The sequence below is a fragment of the Bradyrhizobium oropedii genome (genome assembly GCF_020889685.1).
Taxonomy (GTDB): domain Bacteria; phylum Pseudomonadota; class Alphaproteobacteria; order Rhizobiales; family Xanthobacteraceae; genus Bradyrhizobium; species Bradyrhizobium oropedii.
In genome coordinates this window covers 1-2,610 of the sequence record NZ_JACMYO010000369.1, presented here as the reverse complement: position 1 = coordinate 2,610, position 2,610 = coordinate 1, and the positions used below count along the sequence as shown (strand labels likewise).

Below are 2,610 nucleotides of genomic sequence, written 5' to 3'. Positions count from 1 at the left end.
GCGCGACACGTTCGTGTGTGAGCTTTCCAAACTTTGCCAGAAACCTACGGAAGCCGCTACATTGCTGTTGGCGATCTGCGCGCGATCACGTCAGCTTGCCGGTATATTTCTCCAGCGCCGCCCAGGCGTCCGCACCATAGGTCTTCTGCCACTGCGTGTAGAAGCCGGCTTTCACCAGCGCGGCCCTGAACTGCACGGGGTCGGGCTTGTTGAAGGTCATGCCCTTCTCGGTCAATTCGGCCTGCAACGAGCGATCCATCTCGACCAGATCGGCGCGCTCCTTCATTGCGGCCGTGTCGAACGCCGTGTTGATGATCTCGAGCAGGTCGGGCGGCAGGCTCGCCATCGCCCGGCGATTGCCGATGATCCAGTAGCCGCTCCAGCAATGGTTCGACAGCGCGCAGTATTTTTGCACCTCGTAGAGCTTTCCGGTCGAGACCTGCGCCAGCGGATTCTCCTGTCCCTCGACGATGTGGGTCTGCAGCGCCGAATAGAGCTCGCTGTAGGAGATGCTCGACGGCAATGCGCCGAGGCCTAAGAACAGTGAGGTCAAGAGCGCGGTCACGGGTACGCGGATCTTGAAGCCCTTGAGATCATCGACACTGCCGAGTTGTCGGCTCGACGATGAAGTGATCTGGCGGAAACCGTTGTCCCAAACCTTCTTCAACGGCACCAAGCCGGTCCTGGCGATCGCCTCGCGGACGGTGTCGCCGACGCCGCCGTCCATCGCGGCCCACACTTGATCGTAGGACTGGAATGCGAAGCCGATGCTCGGCAGCCCGGACAGCGGCACCAGGATCGACAGAGTCAGGCTCGGCGCGGCCATCAACTCGATCCCGCCGGCCCGGACCTGTGACAGCATCTCGGGGTCACCGCCGAGCTGACTGTTGGGAAACACCGTGATGTTGACCCGCCCCGACGACCGCGCCGCAACATCCCTTGCGGCTTCGACGAGACGGATTGTCAGTGGATGGGTTTCCGGCGTGTCAACGCCGAGCTTAAAGTCGAACTCGGCAGCGGCAAGGACTCGTTTGCCAAACAGCGTGGCAGCGACTGCGCCAGAGCCGGTTCCAAGCAAGCCCCGGCGGGTCATCTTTATTGTTTTCATTATTGTTTTTCTCCCGGACGCATTTCCGCGCCTGGAGTCACTTTCAGCCCTCCGCCTGTGTGATGCAAGGCACGGTGAAACCAATCCGCCCGTGGCACGAAACCATTTCCGGGAACTCACGAAACGATCCGGAAACAGATGGGGCTTACCAGTAGGTGCCATAGACGGCGCATAGACGCCCGGAGGCGACCATGAACCACTCGATCCATTCAGCCGATCGCGCGACCCACCTCAAGATTGTGGTGGTTGCCCTTGTTGCGGCCATCGGGGTTGCGGCTTTCGGCATTTCGGCGCGGAACAACGCGGATTTCACCCAGACTGCTCAGACCACCCAGGTCATCAAGGCCGGTAAGCCGGTCGCGATCACCTCCTCGGGCGCCTCGACCGTCCGCTAAGACGTCTCATGCTTCGGCAGACAAACGGCCGCCTCGGGCGGCTTTTTTGTTGGTCTTGCTCGTCCCGAGCTTCGATGAGGACCGTGTGGCCTTTGCCGCCAGGTTCGGCTACGGCGATTGCAGGACCACCGAGACCGGGGCGCGCGAGATCGACGTGTGCAAGGTTGCAACCCGGCTGAGCGCCGCGAATGACTGAACCTCGCCTCGCCGACAATGGCATTGCCAGGCCGAAGGACACCTCCAGTACCGACGGGTTGGCCACTCTGCTCGGCCTCCCGACCTCGCTGCCGTTGGTGCTCGACCTCGACGGCACGCTGATCAAGGGCGACCTGCTCTATCTCAGCTTGTTCTCGATCCTGCGCCGCAATCCGCTGATCGTCGCGGCATGCGCCGCCTGGCTGACGCGCGGCCGCGTGGCGCTGAAGCGCCAGCTCGCGCTGCGCCAGCGCATCGACTGGAGCCGGATCGATCTCCACCAGGACGTCGTCGCCTTGGCCGAGCGTGAGAAAGCGGCCGGCCGCCGCGTCGTGCTGGCGACCGCGGCCGATGCGCTGCTTGCGAACCAACTTGCATCGCGGCTGCCATGGATCGACCAGGTGCTCGCCTCCGACGGCGAACACAATCTCAAGGGCGCGAACAAGGCTGACCTCCTGCTGAAGACTTTTCCCGCGGGCTTCATTTATGCAGGCGACAGCGCGTCCGACCTCGCGGTCTGGGCCCACGCCGCCGGCATCATCACCGTCAATGCGCGCCAGGCCGTGCGCGCCACCGCCGCCAGACTCAACAGGCCGACGTTGCACCTGCCGGGCCGCGCCGCCGCGTCGAAGTCTTAACCGCGTCCTAACGCGGTCGTTCGATTGCAATCCGCTCCGCGACCCCAGTTTTAAAAATTGTTCCCTAAGGTCGGCGTCAACCGAGGCGCAGGCCCACAATGAATTTGCATCAGCAAGTAATTTCGACCGGCTTCAAGATCATCTGCACCGATTGCGGCAGCCTGGCGATCAAGGTCGCCGATCCGGCGCACGCGTCCGGCGACACCATCATCGAATGCCGCCGCTGCAACGCGGTGCGCGGCACGGTGGCGGACCTGCACACCCTGGCCCGTCG

At 63.2% G+C, this 2,610-nt stretch carries 3 protein-coding genes; 2 read left to right on the top strand and 1 reads right to left on the bottom strand.

From position 1 onward, the window contains the following. Positions 1 to 85: 85 nt before the first annotated feature. Positions 86 to 1,108 carry a TRAP transporter substrate-binding protein gene (locus H8A95_RS42460; RefSeq protein WP_420839543.1) on the bottom strand — a complete coding sequence of 341 codons (1,023 nt, stop codon included), beginning with the start codon at positions 1,106 to 1,108 and terminating at the stop codon, positions 86 to 88. Positions 1,109 to 1,299: 191 nt separating this feature from the next. On the opposite strand from H8A95_RS42460, the gene H8A95_RS42455 reads away from it, so the two are divergent. Then, positions 1,300 to 1,503 (top strand): hypothetical protein, encoded by a 204-nt coding sequence (locus tag H8A95_RS42455; RefSeq protein WP_163152457.1) that lies wholly within the window; start codon positions 1,300 to 1,302, stop codon positions 1,501 to 1,503. 188 nt (positions 1,504 to 1,691) lie between these two features. Continuing rightward, positions 1,692 to 2,336 carry a haloacid dehalogenase-like hydrolase gene (locus H8A95_RS42450; RefSeq protein WP_229188374.1) on the top strand — a complete coding sequence of 215 codons (645 nt, stop codon included), beginning with the start codon at positions 1,692 to 1,694 and terminating at the stop codon, positions 2,334 to 2,336. Positions 2,337 to 2,610: the final 274 nt, after the last annotated feature.

Coding starts and splice junctions, on each gene's coding strand:
- H8A95_RS42455 (WP_163152457.1), top strand. CDS start 1,300: ATGAACCACTCGATCCATTCAGCCGATCGCGCGACCCACCTCAAGATT.
- H8A95_RS42460 (WP_420839543.1), bottom strand. CDS start 1,108: ATGAAAACAATAAAGATGACCCGCCGGGGCTTGCTTGGAACCGGCTCT.
- H8A95_RS42450 (WP_229188374.1), top strand. CDS start 1,692: ATGACTGAACCTCGCCTCGCCGACAATGGCATTGCCAGGCCGAAGGAC.